The organism is Pseudomonas sp. Eth.TT006, from assembly GCF_054456575.1.
Genome location: NZ_JBTJEN010000005.1, coordinates 356,861 through 375,413, shown reverse-complemented (window position 1 = coordinate 375,413; position 18,553 = coordinate 356,861). Strand labels below are relative to the sequence as shown.

17 protein-coding genes and 1 pseudogene are annotated in these 18,553 nt (G+C 61.4%); 11 read left to right on the top strand and 7 right to left on the bottom strand.

What is annotated here, in order from left to right; genetic code table 11:
* Positions 1 to 19 precede the first annotated feature (19 nt).
* The 4 genes and pseudogenes from ACXR0M_RS11250 to ACXR0M_RS11235 form a co-directional block, all read right to left on the bottom strand.
* Positions 20 to 751, bottom strand: coding sequence for a methyl-accepting chemotaxis protein (locus ACXR0M_RS11250; protein WP_458831965.1), 732 nt, complete (start codon positions 749 to 751; stop codon positions 20 to 22).
* 135 nt (positions 752 to 886) lie between these two features.
* A pseudogene (locus ACXR0M_RS11245) lies at positions 887 to 1,912 on the bottom strand (HAMP domain-containing protein); the annotation flags it as partial.
* A gap of 145 nt (positions 1,913 to 2,057) precedes the next feature.
* Positions 2,058 to 2,360, bottom strand: a complete 303-nt coding sequence (locus ACXR0M_RS11240; RefSeq protein WP_007967308.1) for a cell division protein ZapA — start codon at positions 2,358 to 2,360, stop codon at positions 2,058 to 2,060.
* Entirely contained in the window at positions 2,357 to 2,587 is a 231-nt protein-coding gene (locus ACXR0M_RS11235; RefSeq protein WP_458831957.1) for a hypothetical protein, read from the bottom strand. The genes ACXR0M_RS11240 and ACXR0M_RS11235 overlap by 4 nt, the downstream gene beginning before the upstream one ends.
* Before the next feature lie 279 nt (positions 2,588 to 2,866).
* On the opposite strand from ACXR0M_RS11235, the gene ACXR0M_RS11230 reads away from it, so the two are divergent.
* The 4 genes from ACXR0M_RS11230 to selO all read left to right on the top strand — a co-directional run bounded on the left by ACXR0M_RS11230 (position 2,867) and on the right by selO (position 11,666).
* Positions 2,867 to 4,492, top strand: coding sequence for a methyl-accepting chemotaxis protein (locus ACXR0M_RS11230; RefSeq protein ID WP_458831956.1), 1,626 nt, complete (start codon positions 2,867 to 2,869; stop codon positions 4,490 to 4,492).
* 531 nt (positions 4,493 to 5,023) lie between these two features.
* Positions 5,024 to 6,766: a potassium/proton antiporter gene (locus ACXR0M_RS11225; RefSeq protein WP_458831955.1), complete on the top strand. Its 1,743-nt coding sequence runs from the start codon at positions 5,024 to 5,026 to the stop codon at positions 6,764 to 6,766.
* 34 nt (positions 6,767 to 6,800) lie between these two features.
* On the top strand, positions 6,801 to 10,154 hold the full coding sequence (mscK, locus tag ACXR0M_RS11220) for a mechanosensitive channel MscK (protein ID WP_458831954.1): 3,354 nt from the start codon (positions 6,801 to 6,803) through the stop codon (positions 10,152 to 10,154).
* 48 nt (positions 10,155 to 10,202) lie between these two features.
* A complete protein-coding gene (gene selO, locus ACXR0M_RS11215; protein ID WP_458831953.1) occupies positions 10,203 to 11,666 on the top strand; it encodes a protein adenylyltransferase SelO in 1,464 nt (487 codons plus the stop codon).
* Positions 11,667 to 11,672: 6 nt separating this feature from the next.
* On the opposite strand, the gene ACXR0M_RS11210 is transcribed toward selO, so the two are convergent.
* Together ACXR0M_RS11210 and ACXR0M_RS11205 are read right to left on the bottom strand one after the other, a co-directional pair.
* On the bottom strand, positions 11,673 to 12,074 hold the full coding sequence (locus ACXR0M_RS11210; protein ID WP_458831952.1) for a helix-turn-helix domain-containing protein: 402 nt from the start codon (positions 12,072 to 12,074) through the stop codon (positions 11,673 to 11,675).
* Positions 12,071 to 12,367 (bottom strand): type II toxin-antitoxin system HigB family toxin, encoded by a 297-nt coding sequence (locus ACXR0M_RS11205; RefSeq protein ID WP_458831951.1) that lies wholly within the window; start codon positions 12,365 to 12,367, stop codon positions 12,071 to 12,073. The genes ACXR0M_RS11210 and ACXR0M_RS11205 overlap by 4 nt, the downstream gene beginning before the upstream one ends.
* Before the next feature lie 191 nt (positions 12,368 to 12,558).
* On the opposite strand from ACXR0M_RS11205, the gene trxC reads away from it, so the two are divergent.
* Positions 12,559 to 12,993, top strand: a complete 435-nt coding sequence (gene trxC, locus ACXR0M_RS11200) for a thioredoxin TrxC (protein WP_458831950.1) — start codon at positions 12,559 to 12,561, stop codon at positions 12,991 to 12,993.
* A 125-nt stretch (positions 12,994 to 13,118) separates the two neighbouring features.
* Here trxC and ACXR0M_RS11195 read toward each other — a convergent pair whose 3' ends face one another.
* Complete coding sequence (locus ACXR0M_RS11195) at positions 13,119 to 13,889, bottom strand: ParA family protein (protein WP_458831949.1); 771 nt, start codon at positions 13,887 to 13,889, stop codon at positions 13,119 to 13,121.
* A 362-nt stretch (positions 13,890 to 14,251) separates the two neighbouring features.
* On the opposite strand from ACXR0M_RS11195, the gene ACXR0M_RS11190 reads away from it, so the two are divergent.
* The 6 genes from ACXR0M_RS11190 to ACXR0M_RS11165 are packed head-to-tail and all read left to right on the top strand — an operon-like array spanning position 14,252 to position 18,479.
* A complete protein-coding gene (locus tag ACXR0M_RS11190; RefSeq protein ID WP_458831948.1) occupies positions 14,252 to 14,971 on the top strand; it encodes a beta-ketoacyl synthase chain length factor in 720 nt (239 codons plus the stop codon).
* A complete protein-coding gene (locus ACXR0M_RS11185; RefSeq protein WP_458831947.1) occupies positions 14,947 to 15,756 on the top strand; it encodes a lysophospholipid acyltransferase family protein in 810 nt (269 codons plus the stop codon). The genes ACXR0M_RS11190 and ACXR0M_RS11185 overlap by 25 nt, the downstream gene beginning before the upstream one ends.
* Complete coding sequence (locus ACXR0M_RS11180) at positions 15,737 to 15,997, top strand: phosphopantetheine-binding protein (RefSeq protein WP_458831946.1); 261 nt, start codon at positions 15,737 to 15,739, stop codon at positions 15,995 to 15,997. Before ACXR0M_RS11185 ends, ACXR0M_RS11180 begins: the two co-directional genes overlap by 20 nt.
* Before the next feature lie 9 nt (positions 15,998 to 16,006).
* A complete protein-coding gene (locus ACXR0M_RS11175; protein WP_458831945.1) occupies positions 16,007 to 16,261 on the top strand; it encodes an acyl carrier protein in 255 nt (84 codons plus the stop codon).
* On the top strand, positions 16,258 to 16,803 hold the full coding sequence (locus ACXR0M_RS11170) for a COG4648 family protein (RefSeq protein ID WP_458831944.1): 546 nt from the start codon (positions 16,258 to 16,260) through the stop codon (positions 16,801 to 16,803). The genes ACXR0M_RS11175 and ACXR0M_RS11170 overlap by 4 nt, the downstream gene beginning before the upstream one ends.
* Positions 16,800 to 18,479 carry an AMP-binding protein gene (locus ACXR0M_RS11165; RefSeq protein ID WP_458831943.1) on the top strand — a complete coding sequence of 560 codons (1,680 nt, stop codon included), beginning with the start codon at positions 16,800 to 16,802 and terminating at the stop codon, positions 18,477 to 18,479. The genes ACXR0M_RS11170 and ACXR0M_RS11165 overlap by 4 nt, the downstream gene beginning before the upstream one ends.
* Positions 18,480 to 18,553: the final 74 nt, after the last annotated feature.

Here is an 18,553-nt window from a genome sequence, read left to right as displayed (position 1 = left end):
GGCCAGAACTGACAGCGCATCAACTCAACTTGAACCCACCCATCTGCCGCGCCAGATCATCCGCTAAACGCTGCAACATCTGACAATCCTCGCTACACGCCCGCACCTCGCCGGCCGTGGCCCGCGCCAGATCGGAAATGCCCTGCACGTTGCGGTTGATCTCTTCGGTCACCGCCGACTGCTCTTCCGTCGCCGTCGCCACTTGATGGTTTATGTCGCTGATGCGCTCGACCTGCCCGGTAATCGCGGTCAACGAAGCCCCGGTGCGCTGGCTCGATTCCACTCCGGTGCCGGTCGCGGCCTGCCCGGTGCGCATCGAGGACACCGCATTCTCGGCGCCCTGCTTGAGGCTGCCGATCATCTGTTGAATTTCGTCGGTGGACGCCTGGGTCCTGCGCGCCAGGGTGCGCACTTCATCAGCAACAACCGCAAACCCACGGCCCATGTCCCCGGCACGCGCAGCTTCGATAGCCGCGTTGAGTGCCAGCAGGTTGGTCTGCTCGGACACCCCACGAATCACCGCCAGCACCGAATCGATCGACGCCACCTGCTGCGCCAGCTCCCCCACCGCTCCGGCGGCCACGCCAATCTCGTCGGACATGCTTTCGATATGGCGGATCGAGCCACCGACCACTTCCCGCGCCTGCAGCGCTTCATCGCGCGCGGTTTGCGAAGCCAGCGCGGCATTGCCGGCATTCTGCGCGATCTCCTGCACAGTCAGGCCCATTTCGTGAACAGCAGTGGCGACCATGTCGGTCATTTCCTGCTGGCGGCCGGAGCGCTCGGCGGTGTTGTCCACCACCTTCGCCACCTGGCCGACGGCGGTGCGCAAGCGCTCGCTGGTGGTCAGCACTTCGCCGATCATTCCGCGCTGACTGTCGAGAAATCGATTGAAGCCCCGAGCCAGATCGCCCAGCTCATCGGCGCGACTGGAATCTAACCGATGGGTCAAATCTCCACCGCCGCTACCGATTGCTACCAGCGCGGCTGTTACCTGACGAATCGGTCGTACCAATCCCTGGGCCAGCCACACCACCAGCGCCAGACACACCAGCGCTACCAGCAGACCGATGCCGCCACTCATCCACATGGCTTTTCGGGCTTCGGCATAGATCTGCGACTGTGGCACTTCGGCCACCAGTGTCCAGCCGAGATCACGCAGCGGCAGGCTGAACGCGAGGAAGTCTTCGCCGTCGCGCTGGAAGGTCGCGTTCACCGCAGTTTTTTGCCCCATGACGGCTTGCGCCGCTGAAGCACCGATCTGCTCCGCGAGGGTGCGTTTGCCACTGAACTGTGCCTCAGGATGAACCTGGATCAGACCGTCCGAGCGCACGAGATAGACCTTGCCGCGCTCGCCAAAACTGAAATTGTGGATCAGCTCCGACAGCTCTTTCATGCTCAGGCCGAGGCCCGCCACGCCGACGACTTTGCCGGCCTGCTCGACCTTCAGGTCGATGAACAACGCCAGTTCTCCGGTGGCGCCGTCGTTGTCGATATTCAGGGTGCGCGGCTGGTTGCTGTCGAGGAAGGAATAGAACCAGGCATCGGCTGGTTTGGCCCGGCTGAGGGTCCGATCCAGGCCTTTTTCGGTGATGTAATGATTGGACTCGGTGCCGATGATCAGCGCGGTGAACGCTTTGTGTTCGGCGCGGATGCCTTCCAGATACTGAGTGAAGGCCGCCATTTTGCTGCTGTCCTCACCGCCGGCCAGCCAGTCGCGGACCATGCGGTTACTGGCGATGTCCTTGGCGGCGGTCAGTGGCTGGACGAGGATGCGTTCGATGTCGTTGCGCGTCGCTTCGATGCTCGACGGCAGCGCTTGCTCGACCAGATAGCTCTGGGCGAGGCGGTTGACCACCAGGGTATAAATGCCAACCACGATCAGGATGCTGACCAGCAGGGCGGTGCCCATGCTGAGAATCAGTTGCCATTGAATACTGCGACGCCAGAACTGCATGGGAGCACCCCCAAAGAATAAGTGGCCGAAGCAATGCAACAGCCGTGCCGATTGTATACAAACCAATCGACAATTTATTCTTTGGTTGTGCGCAACCCCATCAGCCCTGATTGATGGTCTTGGCGATGGTGTCGACCGTGGCGCTGACTTGCTCTTGGTAACGGTCGAGTTCCTGCTGGTGTTGCTTCTTCATTTCGATCTGCTGCGAGCACAGATTCATCGCCGCCAGCACCAGCAGGCGGTCGCCGATCAGTGTCGGGTATTTGCGTTTGGTGTCGGCCAGTGCAGCCTTGAGCATCAAGGCTGCGTCCAGCAGGGTCTGTTCTTCCCCGGCCGGTGCCTTGATCGAATAGTCTTCCCCGAGAATGGAGATGACTTTTACCCCTGCGGTGCCGTGGTTCATGCGCTGACAGGACCTGCGTTGACGCGATCAACCAGCGCCTGGATGCGCGCGGCGGTGGCGCCGTGCTTTTCTTCCTGTTCCATCAGGCTCAGTTGCAGGCTTTCGTTTTCATCCTTGGCCTGAGCCAGCTCCATGGACAGGGTCTGGTTGGTTTGCGTCAGCGTCTGGTTCTGTTGCACCAAGTCACTGACAAGCTGTTCCAATTGGCTGAGGGATGCTTCCAACATTTTGATCTTCCAGGCGTTTTTCAAAGGGCGCGTACGATAAAGAAAAGTCATTGCCGATGCCAGGGTTTAACCGGCGCAAGGCCTTGATTTTCCTGGTGGCCGACCGTTCTCGCGAGTTTAAAAGACTGTGATCTGCCGATCTGGTTCCTGCACTTCGTCGCCCCAGGCCCCATGCGACAAATACGCACACCACCTCAAGACTTTAGTCGTATGACCGATAAGTCCCTTCATACAGCAGTCTCAGCTCGCATGGATGCGGCCCTTCTTCGGTAAGCACCCATGTCCCTTCGCAATATGAATATCGCCCCCCGGGCGTTCACTGGTTTCGCCCTGATCGGCGGCCTGATGCTGATTCTCGGCGTGTTCGCCTTGAACCAGATGAGCAAAATTCGCGGCGCGGCCGAGGACATCACGTCCAGCAGCGTGCCAAGCATCAAGAACCTCGACGAGTTCACCCAGCTGACCCTGCGCTTGCGCGTGTTGTCGTATCGCTTGCTGGTCAACCGCGAGCCGGACGTTCAGCAAAAGACCATGGAACTGCTGGACTCCCGCAACCAGCAGATCCGCGCCGCCCAATCGGCCTACGAGCCGTTGATCAGCAGCCCGCAGGAACGCGCGGCTTATGATCAATACGTGCAGCTGCTGGGCCAGTACCGGCAGATCGAAGACCGGATGAAAAGCCTGTCGCGCAACAATCAGGTGGATGAGCTGCGCAACCTGCTCAACACCGAGTTGCTGAACAACTCCGAAGCGATGAACACCGTGCTCAACCGCCTGATGCAGATCAACGGCGAGCAGATCAGCCAGACCAATCAGGAAGCGGCCGACCAGTACTCCTCGGCATTCAATCTGGTGGTGACTCTGCTGGTGATCGCCACCGGCCTGACCTTGCTGTTTGCCTGGCTGCTGACCGTCAGCATCACCAAACCGATTTCGAAAGCGCTGGACGCGGCGGAAACCATCGCCGAAGGCAACCTGACCCAGCCGATCCACGTCGACGGCAGCGACGAAGCCGGACGCTTGCTGGCTGCCATGGCCAAGATGCAGGCGAAACTGCGCGACACCTTGCAGCGTATCTCCGGCTCGGCCACACAATTGGCGTCTGCGGCGGAAGAGCTGAACAGCGTTACCGACGAAAGCGCTCGCGGTCTGACCCAGCAGAACAACGAAATCGAACAGGCCGCCACTGCGGTCAACGAAATGACCAGCGCCGTGGAAGAAGTCGCCCGCAATGCGGTGAGCACCTCGGAAGCCTCGAAAAACGCCACCACCTCGGCGGGCGACGGGCGTGACCTGGTGCAGGAAACCGTCAGCGCCATCGAACGCATGAGTGCCGACGTGCAGAGCACGGCGAACCTGATCGGCGACCTGGCGAATGAATCCCGCGACATCGGCAAGGTGCTGGACGTGATTCGCGGCCTGGCGGATCAGACCAACCTGCTCGCCCTCAACGCGGCGATCGAAGCGGCACGTGCCGGTGAAGCCGGGCGTGGTTTCGCGGTGGTGGCCGACGAAGTGCGTGCGCTGGCGCACCGCACCCAGCAGTCGACCAGCGAGATCGAACGCATGATCGGCAGCATCCAGAGCGGCACCGAACACGCCGTGGATTCGATGCGCAACAGCACCGAACGCGCCGAATCGACGCTGAACATCGCCCGTGGCGCCGGCATGTCGCTGGACACCATCAACACCGCCATCGTCGAGATCAACGAGCGCAACCTGGTGATCGCCAGCGCCGCCGAAGAACAGGCGCAAGTGGCCCGCGAAGTGGATCGCAACCTGGTCAACATCCGTGACCTGTCGGTGCAATCGGCAACCGGCGCGAATCAGACCAGTGCGGCGAGCAACGAGCTGTCGCGTCTGGCGCTGGACCTGAACAACATGGTTGGGCGCTTTAGCCTTTGATTTTTTAGATCAAGGTCAAGATCAAAAGCCACCCCCTCACCCCAACCCTCTCCCCCAAGGGGGCGAGGGGAAAGGGAGCAGATTGGGGGCTTTTCAGATCTTGAGTTCGACTCGCAATTGCAAGTCGGTGCAACTCGCATAAACACCGCGGTCAGTCCCCTCTCTGGGGGGAAGGGAGCACATCGGGGGCTTTTCAGATTGTGAGTTCGACTCGCAATTGCAAGTCGGTGCAACTCGCATAAACGCCGCGATCAGTCCCTCTCTGGGGGGAAGGGAGCAGACCGGGGGCTTTTCAGATCTTGAGTTCGACTCGCAATTGCAAGTCGGTGCACCTCGCATAAACACCGCGGTCAGTCCCCTCTCCCTCCGGGAGAGGGTTAGGGTGAGGGCAGCAATCGCCAGCCGAACCCATATCCCGCATACCCCGCTGAAAAGCTTTTTGACAGCACCGCATTTCAACAGGTTAGAATCGCTGGCACGCAGACTGCATGGTCAGTTTGTGCCCGTCTTTACGCTTCTGGAGTACTGCCTTTGAATGCGACGACCATCAACAGCCTGTTCTTGATCGGCGCGTTGCTGGTAGGTGCGAGCATTCTTGTCAGCTCTCTTTCCTCCCGTCTCGGCATCCCCATTCTGGTGATCATTCTCGCGGTCGGCATGACCGCCGGTGTCGATGGCGGCGGGATCATTTTCGATAACTACCCGACAGCCTATCTGGTCGGCAACCTTGCCCTGGCGGTGATCCTGCTCGACGGCGGCTTGCGCACCCGAGTCTCGAGTTTCCGCGTGGCCTTGTGGCCAGCGCTGTCGCTGGCGACGGTCGGGGTGTTGATCACCACCGGACTGACCGGCATGGCGGCGGCGTGGCTGTTTGATCTGAACCTGATTCAGGGCCTGCTGATCGGCGCCATCGTCGGCTCGACCGACGCCGCCGCAGTGTTTTCGCTGCTCGGCGGCAAGGGCCTCAACGAACGGGTGACCGCCAGCCTGGAAATCGAATCCGGCAGCAACGACCCGATGGCGGTGTTCCTCACCGTGACCCTGATCGACATGCTCGCCAGCGGCCAGACTGGCCTGCACTGGAGCCTGTTGACCCACCTGATCCGCGAGTTCGGCATCGGCGGCGTGATCGGTCTGGGCGGCGGCTGGCTGATGCTGCAACTGGTCAACCGGATCAACCTCGCCACCGGCCTGTATCCGATTCTGGTAATCGCCGGCGGTCTGGTGGTGTTCGCCCTGACCAACGCCCTGCACGGCAGCGGTTTCCTTGCGGTGTACCTGTGCGGCCTGGTAATCGGCAACCGCCCAGTGCGCAGCCGCCACGGTATTTTGCACATGCTTGACGGCATGGCCTGGCTGGCACAGATCGGCATGTTCCTGGTACTGGGCCTGCTGGTGACACCGCATGATTTGCTGCCGATCGCCCTGCCCGCGCTGGGCCTGGCACTGTGGATGATTCTGTTCGCCCGGCCGCTGTCGGTGCTGGTCGGCCTGCTGCCGTTCAAGGCGTTCCATGGCCGGGAAAAAGCGTTTATTTCCTGGGTCGGCCTGCGCGGCGCGGTACCGATCATTCTCGCGGTGTTCCCGTTAATGGCCGGGCTGCCGAATGCGCAGCTGTACTTCAACCTCGCGTTCTTCATCGTGCTGGTGTCGCTGCTGGTGCAGGGCACGAGCCTGCCGTGGGTGGCCAAATTGCTGAAGGTGACGGTACCGCCCGAGCCAGCGCCAATCTCCCGTTCCGCGCTGGAAGTGCACATCACCAGCGAGTGGGAGCTGTTCGTTTACAAGCTCGGCGCCGAGAAATGGTGCATCGGCTCGCCCCTGCGTGAGCTGAAAATGCCCGAAGGCACGCGGATCGCCGCGCTGTTTCGCGGCCAGCAACTGCTCCATCCGTCGGGTAGTACGGTGCTGGAAGTCGATGATTTACTGTGTGTGATCGGCCATGAACACAACCTGCCGGCCCTCGGCAAACTGTTCAGCCAGGCGCCACAACGCGGGCTGGATCTGCGCTTCTTCGGCGACTTCGTGCTCGAAGGAGACGCCCAGCTTAAAGCGGTTGCCGCGCTGTACGGGTTGCCGGCCGAAGGTATCGATCCGGACATGACCCTGGGCACGTTCATCGCCCACAAGGTCGGTGGTGCACCGATCGTGGGTGACCAGGTGGAGTGGAACAACACCCACTGGACGGTCGCGGTCATGGACGGGAACAAGATCGGCAAAGTGGGCGTCAGATTCCCCGAAGGAAGTCGCCCGGGTCCCGGTCTCTTCCTCTAAACTGCGTCCATTCTCACTTGCTTGACCGGTCTCTATGCCTACCCTGCGCTCCTTTTTTTTCGCGGCCCTGCTGGGCCTGAGTCTCTCCGTCGGCCCGCTGTACGCCGCCGAACCGCCCTCCAGCGAAGCCGTGCAGGCCAGCCTGGACAAACTGGCCGACAGTAAGCTGCCGGATGCCGATAAAAAGGCCCTGCAAACGGTCCTGCAAGGCACGCTCAATCAGCTCAACAACCGGCATGATTACGAGCAGAAGCTGATCGACCTCAAGCAGCAACTGGCGACAGCTCCCCGGCAGACCATCGAGAACACCCGCGAACTGACGCGCCTCAAGGCCACAGCCGTGGTGCCGGTGGCGCAGCGCTTCCCCAAGGAATCGATCCAGCAACTGGAGCAGATCCTCACCGAGCGTTCGACCCAGCAAAGCGATCTGCAGAAGGCTCTGGCCGACGCCAACAGCCTGATCATCACTGCGCAGACCCGCCCCGAGCGTGCGCAGGCGGAGATTTCCAGCAGCCAGACGCGTATCCAGCAGATCAACACCATCCTCAAGTCCGGCAAGGACGCGGGCAAGACCGTCAGTGCCGAGCAGCGCGATCAGTTGAATGCCGAACTCGCCGCGCTGAACGCGCTGATTCCGCTGCGCCGTCAGGAACTGGCCGGCAACAGTCAGTTGCAGGATCTGGGCAACAGCCAGCATGACCTGCTCTCGGAGAAATCCGACCGCCTCGACCGCGAGATCCAGGAACTGCAGACCCTGATCAACCAGAAGCGTCTGGCGCAGTCGCAGGAAACCGTCACCCAGCAGTCGATCGAAGCACAGAAGGCCGGCGGCAGCAGCCTGCTCGCCACCGAAAGCGCGGCCAACCTCAAGCTCTCCGACTACCTGCTGAAAAGCACCGACCGCCTCAACGAGGTCACCCAGCAGAACTTGCAGACCAAACAGCAGCTCGACACCCTGACGCAAAGCGACTCAGCCCTCGACGAGCAGATCAACGTGCTCAAGGGCAGCCTGCTGCTGTCGAAGATTCTCTATAAGCAGAAGCAGGCGCTGCCGCGACTCAAGGTTGACCGTGATCTGGCGGACCAGATCGCGGACATTCGCCTGTATCAGTTCGAAGTCAGCCAGCAGCGCGAACTGCTCAGCAGCCCGGCGACCTACGTCGACAACCTGCTGTCGACCCAGCCACCGGAGCAAGTCACCCCACAACTGCGCAAGAGCCTGCTGGAACTGGCCAACACCCGCGCCGACCTGCTGGAGCGTCTTAACCGCGAGCTGAGCGCGGTGCTCAATGAATCGATCACCCTGCAACTGAACCAGAAACAACTGCTGAGCACCGCGCAAAGCCTGCGTGCGACCCTCGACGAGCAGATGTTCTGGATTCCCAGCAACAAGCCGCTGGACGCCGAATGGATTCGCAGCGTGCCGGAACGGCTCAAACGCCAGATCGACACCCTGCCGCTGGCGTCGAGCCTGAGCGAGCTGACCGACGGCCTGACTCAGCGACCGTTGCTGTTCCTGCCGCTGGCCTTGCTGATCGGCGCCCTGCTGTGGCGGCGCAAGGCGTTGTACGCACGGTTGAACAAGGTTCACCAGGACATCGGCCATTTCAAGCGTGACAGCCAGTGGCATACGCCGCAGGCGATCCTGATCAATATTCTGCTGGCGATGCCGGTGGCGCTGGGTCTGGGCCTGTGCGGTCTGGCCCTGCAGATCGACGCCCGCGGGCAAAACGCCAATATGGGCGCGGCGCTGCTGCAGATGGGTCAGGCGTGGCTGGTGTTCTACACCGCTTACCGGATTCTTTCGCCGGGTGGCGTGGCCGAGCTGCACTTCCGCTGGGACAAACCGCAAGTCGAGTTCCTCCAGGGCTGGGTACGTCGCCTCGGGCTGGTGGTGATGGCGTTGGTGACCGTGGTGGCCGTTGCCGAGCTGCAACCGGCGGCGCTGGCCGACGATGTGATCGGCATGCCGGTGGTGCTGACCTGCTACGCGCTGATGGCGTGGCTGCTCAGCCGCTTGCTGATCAGCAGCCCGGCCCACGAAAACGCCTCGTTGTTCCGCAAGGCCGTGGGCGTGATGTTCACCCTGCTGCCGATCGCCCTGTTCGTCGCGGTGTGCTTCGGCTACTACTACACCGCACTGAAACTCAGCGACCGTTTGATCAACACCCTGTACCTGCTGATGTTCTGGCTGGTGATCGAGGCCACCTTCGTCCGCGGTCTGGCGGTCGCCGCACGGCGTCTGGCCTACCAGCGCGCCCTGGCCAAACGCCAGGCCGCCAAGGAGGCCGGCGACGGCGAAGCGGTGATCGAAGAGCCGACGCTGGACATCGAAAAGGTCAACGAACAGTCGCTGCGCCTGATCCGTCTGGCGCTGCTCGGCGGCTTCATCGCCGCGCTGTACTGGGTCTGGGCCGACCTGATTTCGGTGTTCTCGTACCTCGACAACATCACCCTTTACGAATACACCAGCGGTACTGGTGCCAACATGAGCATGGTGCCGATCAGCATCGGCGACATGCTCGGCGCGCTGATCATCATCGGCATCACCTTCGCCCTGGCGCGCAACCTGCCCGGTCTGCTCGAAGTGTTCGTGCTGTCGAAACTCAACCTGGCGCAGGGCAGCGCCTACGCGACCACGACCCTGCTGTCCTACGTGATCGCCGGCGTCGGTTTCGTCTCGACCCTGTCGACCCTCGGCGTCAGCTGGGACAAGTTGCAGTGGCTGGTGGCGGCGCTGTCGGTAGGTCTTGGTTTCGGGATGCAGGAGATTTTCGCGAACTTCATCTCCGGCATCATGATCCTGTTCGAACGCCCGGTGCGGATCGGCGACACCATCACCATTGGCAACCTCTCGGGCACGGTGAGCAAGATCCGCATCCGTGCCACGACCATCACCGACTTTGACCGCAAGGACATCATTGTCCCGAACAAGACGTTCATTACCGGGCAACTGATCAACTGGTCGCTGACCGACACCATCACCCGGGTCACGCTGAAACTTGGTGTGGATTACGGCTCCGATCTGGATCTGGTCAAGGAACTGCTGCTCAAGGCCGCCCGGGAAAACCCGCGGGTACTCAAGGAACCCGAGCCGCACGTGTACTTCCTCAACTTCGGCGAAAGCACCCTCGACCACGAATTGCGCATGCACGTGCGTGATCTCGGCGACCGCAACCCGGTGCTCGACGAAGTGAACCGCTTCATCAACCGCGAGTTCAAGAAGCAGCACATCAACATCTCCTTCCGCCAGATGGAGGTGTACCTGAAGAACCTTCATGGCCAGGAATACAAGTTGGTGCCGATCGAAGACGAGAATAAAACCGTCGTGCCGATCAGCGACGAGCAAAAGCCGCTGCAAGAGCCGCCGCCGGCCAAACTCGACTAACCGGTCTATTCCCAGCAGAATGCTCGGACATTCTGCTGGAGCCGGCCCGTGAAAGCCCTCGACGAACTGACCTTCGACAATCGTTTCGCCCGCCTCGGCGATGCGTTCTCCGCCCATGTGCTGCCCGAGCCGATCGACAACCCGCGCCTGGTCGTCGCCAGCCCGGCGGCGCTGGCGTTGCTTGATCTCGAGCCGGCCACCGCGCAGACCCAGGAATTCGCCGAACTGTTCGGCGGCCACAAGCTGTGGGCCGATGCCGAGCCACGGGCGATGGTCTATTCCGGTCACCAGTTTGGCGGCTATACCCCGCAACTGGGCGATGGTCGTGGACTGTTGCTGGGTGAGGTCTACAACAACGCCGGCGAACACTGGGACCTGCATCTGAAGGGCGCCGGGCAGACACCGTTTTCGCGCATGGGCGACGGTCGTGCAGTGTTGCGTTCGTCGATCCGTGAATTTCTCGCTTCCGAAGCGCTGCACGCGCTGAACATTCCGTCTTCACGCGCGGCCTGCGTGATCGGCTCCGACACCCCGGTGTGGCGCGAAAAGCAGGAGCGCGCAGCGATGGTGCTGCGCCTGGCGCCGAGCCACATTCGCTTCGGCCACTTCGAATACTTCTATTACACCAAGCGTCCCGAGCAGCAGAAGCAACTCGGCGAGCACGTATTGGCGCTGCACTTCCCTGAATGCCTGGAACAACCGGAGCCGTATCTGGTGATGTTCCGCGAGATCGTCGAGCGCAATGCCGAACTGATTGCCAAGTGGCAGGCCTACGGTTTCTGCCACGGGGTGATGAACACCGACAACATGTCGATCCTCGGCATCACCTTCGACTTCGGCCCGTTCGCCTTCCTCGATGATTTCGACGCCCACTTCATCTGCAACCACTCCGATGACCAGGGCCGCTACTCGTTCAGCAATCAGGTGCCGATCGGCCAGTGGAACCTCAGCGCCCTGGCCCAGGCCCTGACGCCGTTCATCAGCGTCGAAGCCCTGCGCGAAACCCTCGGTTTGTACCTGCCGCTGTTCCAGGCGCACTACCTCGACCTGATGCGCCGCCGCCTCGGCTTCACCAGCGCCGAAGACGACGACCAGACACTTGTGGAAAACCTGCTGCAACTGATGCAGAACAGCGGCGTCGACTACACGCTGTTCTTCCGTCGTCTGGGCGAAGAATCTGCCGAACAGGCCGTCGCCCGGTTGCGCGATGACTTCGTCGACATCAAAGGCTTCGATGCCTGGGGCGAGCGCTACGTTGCCCGTGTCGCCCGCGATGGCGCAACCGACCAGCAACAACGCCGAGCGCGGATGCATGCGGTCAATCCGCTGTACATCCTGCGCAACTACCTGGCGCAGAAGGCAATCGATGCTGCCGAACAAGGCGATTACTCGGAAGTGCGCCGGCTGCATGCGGTGTTGAGCAAACCATTCGAGGAACAGCCTGGAATGGAGAGCTATGCCGAGCGGCCACCGGAGTGGGGCAAGCATCTGGAGATCAGTTGTTCTTCCTGAACCAGCCTAGATGAACACTTCTGCAGGCACTTTGAAGTAGTCAGCCAGCCAGCGAACTTGCCGCAGGTTCAATTTGCGCTTGCCGTTCAGAATTTCCGAAACGACGGATTGGGTGCCCACACCCGGCAGGTCGCTTTGTGTCAGTCCATGTTCGCGCATCATGTAGCCAAGGACCTCTTCGCCACTCGCCTCGGCCATCGGATGGTGTGTGCGATCCCACTCAGCAATCCAGTCACTGATGATGTCCACCAAACTCGCCAGTGGATGCGATTCATCATCACCGGTTAGCTCAAGGATCTCGCCGACCGCCTGCACCAAGGCATCGTAATCCTCTTCATTTTTCGGCTTGCGAAGCAACGGAGAGACAAACTCCCAGTGCTCGGCAACTGTCTTGATCAAACTACTCATACCTTTCCCTCCTTCCATTTGCCGCGAGCATATTCGCGATGGTCGAGCACGTGCTTGATGTAAAGCCTCTGCGATCGATAACTGACAAAGGCGATCAGCCTCAGTTTGTTTCCACCAATATCGAAAACGTGGAGTTCACCGACCTTGTCGGTCGCAGGAAATATCGACTTCATTGCCGCGAAATCTTTTGGGTAACTTCTGCTTGCAAGGCGAAACCACTGCGCTAGCGCAGTTGCTGCCTGTGGCCACTGCGCTTTGGCCTCTCGAATTGGTTTTTCACTGAACACATGCATGCAACATCCTTATCGCATTCTGCTATGGAAAGTTAATCACAAGATCAAATTATCGCAAATTGCGATAAACCCAGCCGACCAACGGTTTGCCCGGTACGTCTCAGCCTAGGCCCACCATCGAGATCCGCATGATTGAAAATATGAGCAAACGTCTCCAACTAGGGTTTATCGCTCTTCACCGGACCTTGCCCATGACCACCCCACTCCTCATCCCGTGCCCCGCCTGCAACGGCCTCAACCGCATCCCCGCCGAGCGCCTTGGCGATCACCCGAAGTGCGGGCGCTGCAAATCCGCAGTGCTGTCAAGCAAGCCTTTCGAACTCAAGCAAGGTGACTACGCCAGTCAGATCAAGGGTGATCTGCCGTTGCTGGTGGATGTGTGGGCGGATTGGTGTGGGCCGTGCAAGTCGTTTGCGCCGGTGTTCGAACAGGCGGCGGCGCAGTTGGCGGGTAAGTGTCGGTTGGCCAAGCTCGACAGCGAAGCCAATCAGCAGCTGTCGGCGCAGTTGGGGATTCGTTCGATTCCGAGCCTGATTCTGTTCATGAATGGTCGAGAAGTGGCGCGGCAGAGCGGGGCGTTGCCGATGCCGCAGTTGATGGCGTGGTTGCGTAGTCAGGGGATCTGACCCAACACAGAACCTGTGGGAGCTGGCTTGCCAGCGATGGCGGTGGATCAGTCGATGGAGATACTGAATCTGCGGCCCTCATCGCTGGCAAGCCAGCTCCCACAGGATCGTGGATTGTCCCGCTATCAGGCATCTTCAAGCAGGTTATGCAGCTCGACAAACTGCTGCGTCAGTTTGTGCCGCGCATCGAGGTGGATCAGCGGTGTGCTGGCCTGGTGCGATTCGCGCATGCGCACCGAGCTGGTCAGGTAAACCGGCAACACTGGCAAGCCTTCAGCGATCAATTCCTCGAGCATCTGCTGCGGCAGGCTGGCGCGGGCCTGGAACTGGTTGACCACGATGCCTTCGACTTCCAGGCCTTCATTGTGGTCTTCCTTCAACTCTTCGATTTCCGCCAGCAGCCCGTACAGCGCCTGCCGCGAGAAGCTGTCGCAATCGAAGGGAATCAGCACACGATCGGCGGCGATCAGTGCCGACACCGCATAAAAGTTCAGCGCCGGCGGGGTGTCGAGGTAGATCCGGTCGTAGTCTTCCGACAACTCGTCGAGCAACTTACGCAGCTTATTGATCTTGTGCTTGGCCTCAAGCTTGGGCTGCAGGTCGGCCAGTTCGGCGGTGGCAGTGATGATGTGCAGGTTGTCGAACGGGGTTTCGTAGATATCGGCCTGGTTCTTTTTCGAGAACGGCCCTGAAGACAGGGTCTGCTTGAAGAAATCGGCGATGCCCATCGGGATGTCGTCCCCCGTGAGCCCGGTCAGATACTGAGTGGAGTTGGCCTGGGCATCGAGATCCACCAACAGCGTGCGATAACCCTCGCTGGCACTGACCGCCGCCAGATTGCAGGCAATGCTGGATTTGCCCACGCCACCTTTCTGATTGAACACCACGCGCCGCATGACAAAACCTCCGTGTATCAATGAATGACCGAGTGTAGTTGCGCGCGGGTTGGCTTCGCTACCTCGCTGGACGCGGACTACAGGGTCCGGTGCAAATATCTGCATCACAACAGAGCAAAAACCGCCTTCCAGCGCCGAGTTGCCTGACAGACATGTCTGCCTTGATCTGGATAATGGCCAAATGACAGCTTTTCTACGAACCACTCGGTACATTTCGCTGGGCAAAACGTAACCAACATTTGCTACACACTCACCGCACCGGGATAATGCGCGCCACCCGGCGCCCTGCGCCACGTCAGGTCGGCCGCGGCTCTGGCGACTCAAAGCGTCACTACAAGCCCGCAGGGGCGGGATGAACATCCGTGATCAACTTCAACATCGCCCAATGGCGCGCGTGGGCCCCGGGGCTCGACAGCGTGGACGCCTGGCAGGCCTGGAGCCGACAGCCGGTCGTACTCCAGAGCAGCGATGCCGCGCCCGATGTGTCGTTCCTGCCCGCCATGCAGCGCCGGCGTCTCAGCCGCCTGGCGCGGATGGCGTTCAGCGTCGGCTGGCCGCTGGCCGACGGACGGGAGAACCTGCCGCTGGTGTTTGTTTCGCGACACGGCGAAACCCCGCGCACCTTCGACATCCTCAGCGACCTGGCGAAGGACGAACCGTTGTCGCCGACCCAGTTCAGCCTGTCGGTACACAACGCCATCATCGGCCTGTGGTCGATCATGCGCGGCGAAACCAGCGAAATGAGCGCCCTCGCAGCGGCTGGCGACGGCCTCGAACACGGCATGCTTGAAGCCGCAGCGCTGCTCGACGAAGGCGCCCCGGCCGTGTTGCTGATCATCACCGAAGAACAGCCGCCCCAGGCTTACTCGAAATGGATCGACGACGTGCCCTTCCCCTACGCAGTCGGTCTGTTGCTCACCCCGGGTACCGACTGGCGGCTGACCCTGAACAGCGGCCCGGCGGCACTGTCCAAGGCGCACTGGCCGCACGCACTGAATCTGTTGCTAACCCTGCTCGGTCAGCAGTCCCATTGCCAACATGCCTGGAAAAATCGTGTATGGACCTGGCAACGCAACCCGTGACCGAGAAAACCCGCGACGCCTACTACTGGCGTTTGCTGGCCACTGCCGCCAGTTTCGCTCTGTTCGGGCTGGGCGGGCTGTGCCTGCGCATGCTGGTGTTTCCGCTGCTCGGCTGCCTGCCCGGTGATGCCCTGAAACACCGGCAGCGCGCGCGGCAGACGGTCAGTCGGCTGTTCTGGTTTTTCGTCCGGTTCATGGCCCGCAGCGGTGTGCTGACCTATGACATTCAAGGCGCTGAACGCCTCGGTCGTCCGGGGCAGATGATCATCGCCAACCACCCGTCGCTGATCGACGTGGTGTTCCTCATTGGTCTGGTGCGCCAGGCCAATTGCGTGGTGAAGAAAAGCCTGTGGGAAAACCCTTTCACCCGTGGCCCGCTGCGCAGCACCGAATACATCAGCAATGACGGCAGCATGGACATGCTCGACGCCGCCGCCCAGTCTCTGGAAAACGGCCAGACCCTGATCATTTTCCCTGAAGGCACCCGCACCCAGCCGGGGCAGGCACCGGCCTTTCATCGGGGGGCTGCGGCGATTGCCCTGCGCGGTGCGAAAATCGTCACTCCGGTGGTGATCAAGGTCAGCCCGACCACCCTGACCAAGGCCGAACCCTGGTATCGCATCCCCCGCCGCCGCGTGCACTTCAGTTTTCGCGTCGGGGCCGATATAGACCCACAGACTTTCGCCACGCAAGGCCCCGCCCCGCAAGCCTCGCGCAAGCTCAACGACTATTTGCACACCTACTTCATCAAGGAGCTCGCCGAAGATGAGCGATCTGCACCGTGAGATAAAACTGCTGATCATCGACGCCCTCGGCCTCGAAGACATCAGCGTCGACGACATCGGCGACGAGCTGACGCTGTTCGGCGAAGGCCTGGGCCTGGATTCCGTCGATGCGCTGGAACTGGGTCTGGCAATCCAGAAAAAGTACGGCATCAAGATCGACGCCGACGCCAAAGACACCCGTAACCACTTCACCAACGTGGCGAGCCTTGCGGCTTTCGTCACGGCAAAACAGGCAGCTTGAGACCGGACCATGCAAACTCGTGACGATATTTTCAACACCCTGCGCGATGCCTTGGTCGAGCTGTTCGAACTGGAGCCGGAGCGCATCAGCCTGGACTCCAACCTGTATCAGGATCTGGAAATCGACAGCATCGACGCGGTCGACCTGATCGATCACATCAAACGCCAGACCGGCAAGAAAATCGCCGCCGAAGAATTCAAATCGGTGCGTACCGTCGGTGACGTGGTCGAGGCGGTCTTCCGTCTGGTTCAACCGGCCGCATGAGCCGTTTGATCGGCCTCGGCCTGCTGCTGGCGGGCCTGTTGTACCCCTTTGCGGTGTATTTCGGCATGGAGCACTTCGCCCCGTGGCAGTTCGGGCTGCTGCTCGGCAGCCTGTGGCTGGCCCGCGCGCTGACTGGCGAGCGCAAGCCCGGCAGTCTGTGGATGGCTTGCGTGGCAATCGTGTTCTGCGGGTTGCTGGCGCTGTTCGACAGCCCGCTGTTGCTGCGCTGGTACCCGGTGCTGATCAGCGGCTTCATGCTGGTGCTGTTCAGCCTGAGCCTGAAATGGGGCCCGCCGATGGTCGAGCGCCTGGCGCGGCTGCGCGAGCCGCAACTGCCGCCCGAGGCGATCCGCTACACCCGCCAGGTCACCATGGCCTGGAGCGTGTTTTTCTTCTGCAACGGTTTGTGCGCCGCCCTCCTGACCCTGTGGGCGCCGCTGCATTGGTGGATGTTGTACACCGGCCTGATCTCCTACGGATTGATCGGCTTGATGTTTGCCATTGAATGGCTGATACGACAACGGGTAAGAGGCCGTAAATGAACTGGATAAAACTTGAGCACCTGTTGCTCAAGGCCCTGCCGGGGCGAGTCATCACTGACATCCCGGCCCTTGACCACACGCAACTGCGCGAGCAGGCACTGAGCGTTGCCGCCGGCCTGCAGGCGCGCGGCGTGCAACGTATGGCGGTGCATCTGGAAGATGCCGCCGACCTTGCCATCGCCCTGCTCGGTGCCTGGCGCGCCGGCGTCAGTGTGTTGCTGCCTGCCGACCTGCAAGCGCAGACCCGCCAGCGCTGGTCGAGTGAAGTCGATCTGTGGCTGACCGATCACAACGCTGACGTGCACTTGAACGATCTGCTGCAATCGGCCCTGCCCGGCGCGGAGCTGGATCTCGAGCAGTGCCGCCTGAGTCTGTGCAGCTCCGGCTCCAGCGGCGAGCCCAAGCGCATCGAGAAAAACCTGCGCCAACTGGCCAACGAGGTCGAGGCGCTGGAGCAACTGTGGGGGGCGGATCTCGGCGAGGCCTGGATCATCGGCAGCGTTGCCACCCAGCATATCTATGGCTTGCTGTTTCGCGTGCTGTGGCCGCTGTGCGCCGGGCGCGGGTTCGTGCGCAAGCAACTGGCGTTTCCGGAAGACCTGCAACGCGCCAGCCGCGAACACCCGGCCTTCGCCTGGGTCGGCAGCCCGGCGTTGCTCAAACGCATGGGCGACAACCTCGACTGGCCGGCCCTGAGTGCCGTGCGCCGGGTGTTTTCCTCCGGCGGCGCGCTGCCGGCAGAGGCCGCGCACAGCCTGCAGCAACGCTTGCAACAGTGGCCGACAGAAATTCTCGGCAGCTCGGAAACCGGCGGCATCGCCTGGCGTCAGGGCACCAGCCTGTGGCAGCCGTTCGCCGGGGTCGAGCTGAGCCAGGACAGCGACGGCGCGCTGCTGATCGCCTCACCGTATCTGCCGACGGGGCACGTCGAACACACCGCCGACGCCGCGCGCATCGCCGCCGGTGGCCGTTTCGAACTGCTGGGGCGGCTGGACCGCATCGTCAAACTCGAAGAGAAGCGTATTTCCCTGCCGATGTTGGAGCAGGCGCTGGTCGCCCATGAGTGGGTCGCCGAAGCACGGCTGGGCGTGGTTCAGGAAAATCGTGCGGTACTCGGGGCACTGCTGGTGCTCAGTGACGAGGGTCTGTTCGCCCTGCGTGAACATGGCCGCCGCAGCCTGACCGAAGCCCTGCGCAAACACCTCAGTCAACATTGCGAAGCGCTGGCGCTGCCTCGGCGCTGGCGGCTGGTGCGGCAACTGCCGCTGAACAGCCAAGGCAAGCTGCCACAGGCCGACATCGAAGCGCTGCTGCTGGCGCCGCGACCGAAAGGCCCGGAAGTGCTGGAACAAGTCGAAAGCGCTGGCGAATGGAGCCTGCAACTGGCGGTACCGGCGGACCTTGCCTACTTCAGCGGTCACTTCCCCAAAGCCCCGGTTTTGCCCGGTGTGGTGCAAGTCGAATGGGCGCTGAAACTCGGTCAGCAACTGCTGGACCTGCCGGGTAAATTCGCCGGCATGGAAGTGCTGAAATTCCAGCAACTGGTGCGCCCCGGCGATGAAATCCAGCTGCACCTGCGTTTCGATCGCGAGCGCAGCAAACTGTATTTTGCTTACCGCAATGACACCGCGACCTGTTCGAGCGGGCGAATTATTCTGGAGCGCGTAAATGCTTAAGCAGGGTGAGTGCTGCGCACTCAATCGCGAGCAGGCTCACTCCTACAGGATCTGCAGTCATCCTGTGGAGAATC